Source organism: Bacteroides sp. AM10-21B (assembly GCF_003472565.1).
GTDB classification, from domain to species: Bacteria; Bacteroidota; Bacteroidia; order Bacteroidales; family Bacteroidaceae; genus Bacteroides; species Bacteroides propionicigenes.
The window spans coordinates 1-7,517 of the sequence record NZ_QRME01000010.1; the positions used below are offsets into that span (position 1 = coordinate 1).

Here is a 7,517-nt window from a genome sequence, read left to right on the forward strand (position 1 = left end):
TTCGCAGAACTATCTATTTTGTAAACGTTTTAAAATAAGGGATTTACAGTTATCAGAAACTTCGCTATGTAACCTTGAAATATTGATAGGCATCGTTCTGGCATATACCAATATCATTATCAGGTTACTAAGATGCTACCTGTAGTCTATAATTGCTCTATGGTTATCAGGATATTATATCAATAAAAGGTATAAACTAATCATATTGTAAATATACTCGTTACCTTTTGAAAAGAGATTCTGTAAATAAAGCATACTCTAACAACTATTTTTTATGACAAAAAAAGGATAACATAAGTTTCTTCTACAAAGTTTTTTCATTTATAATGTTACTTCCGCTATATATCGAGGGTATCTCAGTCGTATACTGAGACTACCTAAGTATACGACTGAGACTACCCATTGTAGAAAGGTGTTTGGAAGATGTTTATTTACGGTATTGCCTGTTCCATTTTCTCTAAATCATGAATAATGGTCATATCCATTACATTTGTATATACTTGCGTGGTCTTTACGCTTTTATGTCCAAGCAGTTTTTGCACAGTAGTGATATTTACTCCGTTATATATGAGTAAAGTTGCATTAGTATGACGGGCGGTGTGGAAAGAAATCCTCTTTGATAATCCGGCTAATTTTGTAATAATCATCAAATCTTTATTGACATTTGAGTTATCTCTCAGGTGGAAAAACTCTCCTATATTATCTTGATATTTATTAAGAATCACAATCCCTTTTCCTGAAAAAAGCAAGTATAGAGGTAAACGTACTTCCGTTCCTGTTTTTACAGATTTATATATTAGCCATGTTTGCTGATTAATATCTACAATATTCTCTGAGGATAAATTAATAAAATCAGAATATCGCATTCCTGCATAACAACAGAACAGGAAGGCATCTAAAGTTTTTTGTAGTTTTATATACCTACCTGATAAACTCAGGTTTTCCAGTTTCTCCAATTCTTCCGGCACTAAATGAGTATGTTTGTTCTCTACCGTTTTTATTTTATATTTCCTGAAAGCATATTTCTGTATTTCAATATATTCTTTATTAATAGCTATATTTACGTGTCGTTTCAGGTGCTTCATGTGTTTTGCGATAGTATTCGTGTGATACCCTTTAGACTGTAGAAAATATTCGAAAGAAGAGACAAACTCAAATGTCAAATCTGAGAATGTTATATCCTTTTTAAACTCTTGCAGTAATATGAGGGTAGAAAGGTGATTACGTTTGGTGCTACCTTTCAAAGAGGAATTCATTACTTCTTGTTTAAAGAAAGATATAAATGAAGCATTATTCTCTTGGGTAATCAATGCTTTCTTTAATAGTTCCAAGGATATACATTTACCTTGTTGCCACAGTTCCAGTTCTTTTTTTTCTATTACTGAGATAAATTCATAAAGTAGCCGATTTAGAGCATCCGCATTAGGGTGGTTCTTCACAACTAGTTTTTTTGCGTCCCACTGTTCCGGTTTCAAATAAACTTTGGTCGAAAAGTACTTTTTCTTTCTTCCCAAATAAGCCTCTACTTGCACTAATGCCATTCCTTTTTTATTTAGGCACTTCTTCCTATTGTACACAAGGTTGTAAATAATTTTATTCATCTCAATTCATTTAGATTAATACTATAACAAATAAGACGATATTCTGTGCAAAACAAGGTTTGAATAAGATTTAATATCTGCAAAAAAGTCGCTTCTATTTCTTTATAGTTTATTACTATGAAGCTTAAAAACGACACAAAAAGTTTCTTATAATCCAGTAAAATCACATCTACACGAGAACTTTTTTAACCATTTTGTTTTAAAATATATGTATCTGGATTAATAATCAGCCAAAATGATTAAATCATAGTGTTAGTTAATGTAGCTTTTTTGAGGTTCTTTAATTGTAAAAAAACTGCTATCCAGCATAAAACGGCAGTATTCAATAACAGATTGATAGATTTACAAGGTTTTTTCAATAAAATAGTTGTCCGTTTCATATTTATTAATATATTTGCATTTTGTTAGAGTAAAGAAACAATTAATGTAAAGTTAAACTTTAAGAGAGAATTTATGAAAAGAAAATTAATGCTGTTATTAGCCTGCCTTTTTGTAGGAATAGGCTTAGTAACTGCCCAAACACAGAAGGTCACAGGTGTTGTGATTTCTGAAGAAGACGGGCAGCCAGTTATTGGAGCCTCTGTATTGGTAAAAGGTACACAAATTGGTGCTATTACCAATGTAGATGGTGATTTTACATTACTGAACGTACCAAGTTCTGCGAAAACTTTGCAGGTTTCGTTTGTTGGTATGCAAACGCAAGAAGTAGCTATTAAACCTAACTTAAGAGTAATTCTAAAAACAGATGCACATGTACTTGATGAAGTTATGGTAGTGGCTTATGGTACTGCAAAAAAATCATCTTTTACAGGATCTGCCGCTGTGGTGGACAGCAAGAAGATTGAAAAAAGACAAGTATCCAATATCACCAATGCACTTTCAGGAACAGTGGCAGGTGTACAAGTAATGAGTAGTGCCAATGGTGGTCAACCTGGTTCTACCGCAAAAATCAGAGTACGCGGTACTGGTTCTATGGCAGCCGGCAATACCCCTTTATATGTAGTAGATGGCGTACCTTATGATGGTGATTTATCTTCCATCAATACAGCTGATATTGAATCTACCACTGTTTTAAAGGATGCCGCTTCTAACGCGCTTTATGGTGCTCGTGGAGCAAATGGAGTTGTCTTGATTACCACAAAGAAAGGTATTGTGGGAAAAGCTACGGTAAATGTGGATGCTAAATGGGGTACTAATTCACGTGCAGTACCCAATTATGATGTATTAAAGAATCCGGGTACTTATCTGGAAAAAGCTTATGAAGCTATCTACAACGGTGTGTTGGGCACTAAGGGAGATGATTTTGATTACTCAACTCCCGAACTGGCGCATGCTGGCGCTAACAGCTTACTCAGTACAAACAAGTCTGGCGGTGTTGGATATCAAATATATACCGTGCCACAGGGGGAAGCTTTAATAGGTACTGATGGTAAGTTAAATCCCAATGCAACTTTAGGATATTCTGATGGGACTTATTATTATCAACCTGATGATTGGTACGATGAATTATTTGGGAAGGGGAATTTACGCCAAGAATATAATATAAATATATCAGGAGCGACTGATAAACTGAACTATTATATGTCTGCTGGTTATTTAGATGATTCCGGTATTATTGCAGGTTCCGGTTTTACCCGTTATTCGGCTCGTGCCAAAGCGGATTATCAAGCAAAGGAATGGTTAAAAGTAGGTGCTAATATGGCATATACTAATTATGATATGCAATCTCCCGCTGGGCAGGATAGCTATGCAGGTACTTCTTCTGCCAACTTATTCTATATAGCTAACTACATTGCACCTATCTACCCCATGTATACCCGCAATGCTGATAAATCAATTATGATAGATAGCAATGGCTTTACTGTATACGACTTCGGTGATGGAACAAGCGGAACGGGTGCTTCTAAAAGAACTTGGATGAGTGGTTCCAATCCTGCCGCAATGGTAGCTTTGGACAAACGCCAATATATAGCTGATGTGTTTAGCGGAAGATGGTATGCAACCGTCAATATTTGGGATGGGCTGAAGTTCACTTATAATATAGGTGTGGATGTAGACAACACTCGTTACAGTCGTTTGTATAATGCATATTACGGTCAGTATTCAAAAGTAGGTGGTATCGTATATGCCGGTTCTACCCGTACAATGAGTGTCAACCAGCAAGAATTGCTGTCATATACGAAACAATTTGGAGATCATAGTATTGATTTGCTTGTTGGACATGAAAATTATGATTACAAGTATCAATATTTGAATGGCAGTAAAGAAAAACTTTTCAATCCCGGTATCGTAGAGATAGACAATGCAATCAAAAATCCGTCTATCAGTTCGTACACAGATAACTATGCAACAGAAGGCTGGTTGGCACGTGCACAGTACGATTATGACGGCAAATACATAGCTAGCGCATCGTATCGTCGTGATGCCTCTTCACGCTTTGCTAAAAATCATCGCTGGGGTAATTTTGGTTCTGTAGGTGCTGCTTGGGTTATAAGTAAGGAAGATTTTCTTGCTAACCAGAAATGGATTGACTTTCTGAAATTCAAGATGAGTTATGGTATTCAAGGTAATGATGACTTGCTGTATAATGATGTATACGGTACAAAGAACTACTACCCGTATCAGGATCAATTCAATGTGTTGGAAAATAATGGAGATTTTGCTGTAAGCATGTCTTATAAAGGAAACGAAGACATTACTTGGGAAACGTCTTATTCTTTCAATGCAGGCTTTGACTTCAACCTGTTTGGAAATAAGCTGAATGGTAGCATTGAGTATTTCAGCCGCAAGACAACTGACATGTTATACTATATGCCGGTATCTCCTTCAAATGGTTATTCAGTATATCCTAAAAACATAGGTTCTATACGGAATAATGGTGTCGAAATAGATTTGAACTCAGACATTATCAACAATAGAAATATCCAATGGAATGTGTTTGCCAACGCCACTTTCGTGAAAAATAAAATATTGGAACTGGCACCTGAACTTAATGGAGAACTGATTTCCGGTGCTACTATTTATAAAGAGGGAAAATCAATGTACCAATACTATCTGCGCAAATACGCCGGAGTAAACGATGAGGGTGAGGCTCTTTATTATATGGAGACAAAAGACGAGAAAGGCAATGTTACACAGGAAACTACGACAAATTGGAATTTAGCCACTAAGTACGAAACTGGCGATATGCTACCTACGGTATACGGAGGTTTTGGTACCACTCTTACTGCCTACGGTTTTGACTTCTCTATTTCTTGTGCTTATCAGCTTGGCGGTCGTGTATATGATAGCGGTTATGCTTCATTAATGCATGGTGGTACAGCATCTCGTGCCGGTCAGAACTGGCATAAGGATATTCTCAGCTCTTGGAGTACTGCCAATACCAATACTAATGTACCTCGCGTAAACAGTGCTGATAAGTACACTAATGCATCTTCAGATCGCTTCCTTATCAGTTCTAACTATTTGGATCTTACTAATATTACACTTGGTTATACAGTACCTAAAGCTTGGCTTGCCCAGTTGAATATTGCCAACTTACGTGTGTTCTTTGCAGCAGACAATGTTGCCTTATTGACAAAACGCAAAGGACTTGATCCGCGTCAGTCCAGTAGCAGTGTAGATGCCATGAGATATTCTCCGGTACGTACAATTTCCGGTGGTATTAAACTCACTTTTTAAACTAAAAACATAAGACAAATATGAAAAAATATAAATATTTCTATCTTGTGCCCGCAATGGCGTTGTTGTGTTGCAACACCTCATGCGAATTGGACCAATTGCCTGAAGGCGGCACAATAACGACTGAACAAAAAGACCAAATACAGTTGAGTGATCCGGCCAAGCTGAATGCGGATGTAGTGGGATTGGCATCGGCACTGATTAAATTGGAAGCAATTTCTGAATGGGCAGGTGGTACATTGCATTTTGACTATGGTTTTGCTTCTGCTTGCATGATGCTAGATGCTAGTGGTATGGATATGCCTTCCGAAGATACAGGATATAACTGGTACAGGGATGGGTTACGACTGACTGACCGTACGGATACAGGTGAAAATACTTATTTCTTTTGGAACTTGTTCTATAATGAAATCAAGATGGCTAACGATATCTTGAAAGTGGCAAAAGCTGATGCAGAAGATCCTACAATGAAAAAATACCGCGGGCAAGCACTTGGATTCCGTGCATGGGCATATTTGAACTTGATACAAATTTATCAATTCACTTACAAAGGTCATGAAGATGCACCCGGTGTACCTATTCAAACAGAATTCATGACCCAAGAAGAGGCTGCCAATAATCCTCGTGCCACTGTAGCGAAAGTATATGAAACCATAATGACGGATTTAGACGAAGCCATCTCTCTACTGACAACAGAACGCCAGGACAAAAGCCAAATTAATATAAATGTAGCTTACGGTCTTCGCGCCCGTGCCAACTTGTTGATGCAAAATTGGGAAGATGCGGCTAAGGATGCAACAGAGGCTATGAAAGGATTTGTACCTTATACACGTGAACAAGTGTCCAAGCCTTCTTTCAACAGTGCTGATGTTCAATCTTGGATGTGGGCAAATATTATCGGTGAAACTAGTGATGTTGTACAAAGTGGCATTTTGAATTTCCCGTCACATATGTGTTCTTTTACTGGTAATGGCTATGCTCCGGGTTATGCAGGACGCTATATTAACAGTAAATTATATAATGAAATACCGGAAAACGATGTTCGTAAACTTTGGTGGGTGCTTGGTGAAGCTGTTTATAACCCGGAAAATCCTAAGGAATTTTGGGGATATGATTTCACAGAGACAGCTCCTCAAGTAGATTGGAACTGGAAAATAAACTATCGTGGTAATGATTATAATATTGCTGAATGGTTAGGTTGGCAGGCTCCTTACTTGAATATTAAATTCGGTCCTTATCAAAATATTTACAACAATGCTACTAATGCATGTGATTTCCCGTTAATGCGTGTAGAGGAAATGATTTTAATTAAGGCTGAAGCTTTGGCTCAACAAGGTTTGGGAGGAGATGCAGCCATAGCGTTAAAAGATTTGATGAAGAATCGTGACGAATCTTGGAATAAATCTTCCGTAACAGTTGATGATGTTTGGTTTCAACGTCGTATTGAACTATGGGGTGAAGGTTTCTCATTCTTCGATATGATGAGATTAAAGAAACCGTTGGATAGAACCGGAGCTAACTTTGCAGCCGGCTGTGCATTCAATATTCCAGCCGAATCTCAAATACTTTTGTGGATCATACCAGAAGATGAGATTAATAATAATAAAGGTATAACTCCGGAAGATAATAATGAAATAGTAGCAATACCTAAAGGGTAATTTATAGAATTATATACAGTATTGTTTTGGGCTGCCTTGCTTTTGAAGGCAGCCTTTACTATTTCTACCCGTATGAGTCTCTATAATGTGATAGGTTCATATATTAGCTATGGGATTTGTCCTTTAGTAACGTATTGATACATCGTTTGCCCTTTTCTTCGCTTACTTGTTACTACTTTTCTTAATTACTTAGGAATAAAAAACCTTATCCTTTATTTGTAATCTTCTCTTATAGGAAATTGTGTTTTATTTTAACATTGAAATTATATCTCCTACTTTTTATACAATATTTAAACTGTGTGTTTTTCTACTAACATATATATCTTTTTATTTACAAGAATAGTGCAATAAAACTATGAGTACATTCTAATTTGCGATAGCAAGAAGTATATCACTATATTTAAAATACTAAATACCAGATGTTTGCCATAAAACATAGGTAACATATAGGTAGTTTAGTTATATTGTCAATATATGTCAGAGTATCTTGTAGTGAGATTTTATGTGAGTTCCAGACTTTTAAAAGAATTACAAGAGTCTTATTTTCAACCACTTATAAAACCTGTAGTCCTGCGAA

3 protein-coding genes are annotated in these 7,517 nt (G+C 36.4%); 2 read left to right on the forward strand and 1 reads right to left on the reverse strand.

Annotation, left to right across the window (positions count from 1 at the left end; genetic code table 11):
• Positions 1–431 precede the first annotated feature (431 nt).
• Positions 432–1,601, reverse strand: coding sequence for a site-specific integrase (locus tag DW121_RS13280; protein WP_118324044.1), 1,170 nt, complete (start codon positions 1,599–1,601; stop codon positions 432–434).
• Positions 1,602–2,054: 453 nt separating this feature from the next.
• Here DW121_RS13280 and DW121_RS13285 point away from each other — a divergent pair, with 453 nt between their 5' ends.
• A complete protein-coding gene (locus DW121_RS13285; protein WP_233555815.1) occupies positions 2,055–5,282 on the forward strand; it encodes a SusC/RagA family TonB-linked outer membrane protein in 3,228 nt (1,075 codons plus the stop codon).
• A 20-nt stretch (positions 5,283–5,302) separates the two neighbouring features.
• A complete protein-coding gene (locus DW121_RS13290) occupies positions 5,303–6,940 on the forward strand; it encodes a RagB/SusD family nutrient uptake outer membrane protein (RefSeq protein ID WP_118324046.1) in 1,638 nt (545 codons plus the stop codon).
• Positions 6,941–7,517: the final 577 nt, after the last annotated feature.

Coding starts and splice junctions, on each gene's coding strand:
- DW121_RS13290 (WP_118324046.1), top strand. CDS start 5,303: ATGAAAAAATATAAATATTTCTATCTTGTGCCCGCAATGGCGTTGTTG.
- DW121_RS13280 (WP_118324044.1), bottom strand. CDS start 1,601: ATGAATAAAATTATTTACAACCTTGTGTACAATAGGAAGAAGTGCCTA.
- DW121_RS13285 (WP_233555815.1), top strand. CDS start 2,055: ATGAAAAGAAAATTAATGCTGTTATTAGCCTGCCTTTTTGTAGGAATA.